Raw genomic sequence first — 1,535 nt, 5'->3', positions numbered from 1 at the left:
ATTATCTCAATGTGATGATGTTCGCCTAGAAGATATTGCGCTTGATTTAGGCATCGGTTATTCAACCTTGCAACGATGGATCGCGCTTGCTAAAAACCATGAATTTGAAACTAAAAATAATGGTAGTCACATGACAACAGAAAAACGCCCTCATGACTGGAGCTTAGAAGAAAGGCTTAACGCCATTATTGAATGTGCGAGTTTAGATGAAGCAGCTCTTAATGAATATTGCCGTGCTAAGGGGCTTTACCCGCATCATATTAAACAATGGAAGCAAGATTTTGCTAAAGGGCCTTCAACGACGCCCGTAAAATCAGACAGTAAACAGCTCAAACAAGAAATTAAGCAGCTTCAAAAAGAGCTTAATCGTAAAGACAAAGCGTTAGCAGAAACAGCCGCCTTACTCGTACTCAAAAAAAAAGCAGATGCGCTTTGGGGTTTCAACGAGGACGATTAACCAGCTCAACTGAACGTCATGAACTGATAGAGCTCATTACCGACGCGCAGAAATCAGGGGCAAGGCAAGAAAAAGCATGTGAGTTACTTGGTCTAACGGCAAGAACAATTCAACGCTGGATTGAAGCTGATGATATGACAGATAAGCGAACAAGTACGATAAAGCGACCACCTAACAGGCTAACTGAATTAGAGCAACAGCGTATAATTAAGACTGTTAATTCAATAGAATATGGACATTTACCACCCAGTAAGATAGTCCCTAAACTATTGGATAAAGGTGTGTGGATAGCATCAGAAAGCTCGTTTTATCGCGTTATGAAATCGCATAAATTATTAACACACAGAGAAAAAGTTAAACCAAATAAAAAGATAAAAAAGCCAAAAGCGCTCAAGGCAATACGTGTAAACGAAATTTATACATGGGATATCACGTATTTGCCAACAGCTGTTAAAGGTCAGTTTTTATACTTATATTTAGTGATGGATATTTATAGTCGAAGAATAGTTGGTTGGCAGGTTCATGACACACAACTAAGCACACTGGCGGCTGATTTAATGGTAGATATTTGCAGGCGAGAGCAGGTAAAGCCTGAGCAAGTCACGTTGCACTCGGATAATGGCAGTCCAATGAAAGGGGCAACGTTATTAGCGACATTGCAGGAGTTAGGTATTGTTCCTTCATTTAGCCGACCGTCTGTGAGTAATGATAATCCTTATTCTGAATCGCTATTTAAGACGTTAAAGTATCGCCCGGAATACCCTGAGAAAGCCTTTGAAAGCATGGGTAGCGCAAGAAAGTGGGTTAGCGGATTTGTTGATTGGTACAACGATGAGCACTTGCACAGCGGTATTAAATTTGTCACGCCAAACCAGCGTCATTTAGGATTAGATGAAGCGATACTAGCGAAACGTCATCAGGTAAATGAGATGGCGAAATTACAGAATCCAAGTCGTTGGTCAGGAAAGTCTCGAGATTGGACGATGATCAATGAAGTAAATTTAAATCCAGAGAAAAAAGAAGCAATGCGGGCGGCATAAAATTTAATTTGATGCGACAACTAACTTGAAAAACTCCG

General features: G+C 40.4%; 1 protein-coding gene. It reads left to right on the top strand.

Translation table 11 applies throughout. From position 1 onward, the window contains the following. Nucleotides 1-1,497 (top strand): IS3 family transposase gene (locus I6F66_RS20550; RefSeq protein ID WP_197209665.1). Its coding sequence is split into 2 segments (ribosomal slippage), with 1,498 coding nucleotides annotated over them: nt 1-410 and nt 410-1,497; the frame shifts between segments, so codons are not numbered across the junction. This gene is flagged as partial in the annotation. Nucleotides 1,498-1,535 lie beyond the last annotated feature (38 nt).

It is taken from the genome of Pseudoalteromonas sp. NZS100_1, from assembly GCF_015864285.1.
In the GTDB taxonomy this organism is placed as follows: domain Bacteria; phylum Pseudomonadota; class Gammaproteobacteria; order Enterobacterales; family Alteromonadaceae; genus Pseudoalteromonas; species Pseudoalteromonas arctica.
Note: the sequence above shows the minus strand (reverse complement) of the source record. Positions and strands in the feature narration are given on the sequence as shown.